At 55.9% G+C, this 367-nt stretch carries 1 protein-coding gene; it reads right to left on the bottom strand.

Going from position 1 to position 367, the window contains the following annotated elements:
• Positions 1-297: hypothetical protein (locus AC1RO3_RS08825; protein WP_481764051.1), on the bottom strand; the 297-nt coding region annotated here is incomplete at its 3' end.
• Positions 298-367 lie beyond the last annotated feature (70 nt).

Consider the following 367-nt stretch of genomic DNA (forward strand, 5'->3'; position numbering starts at 1 on the left):
CGAAGCGAAAGTTACCTTTAGTGCGGAGAACGGCATATCCGATTGAACTATCGGCCCGTTTCCGGTGAGGGTAATAGGTGTTGGCCCGTCTACCCATTTCACAGCGGCCTGCACGGCTGGGTCTGGATCACAAGCCAGACCTGCATTTTGCAGCGTGAACTGGACAGTGGCGCTACCAGACCCAGCTAGCTGAAATGCAAACCCCAGAGGACGCGTGTTATTACCTGCGCACTCGGTGATCGGAAGGTAAAGAACGTCATCTGCTTTTTCGGATACTGCTCCAACCCAGCCAATCAAGCCCTGTGGAACGGAGGCGGCACCGATACCTGCCAGCCCATTGCGATAGGGCGCGTGGTTACCCGTGATT

This window comes from Dellaglioa sp. CoH-57-MRSF-19, assembly GCF_056781975.1.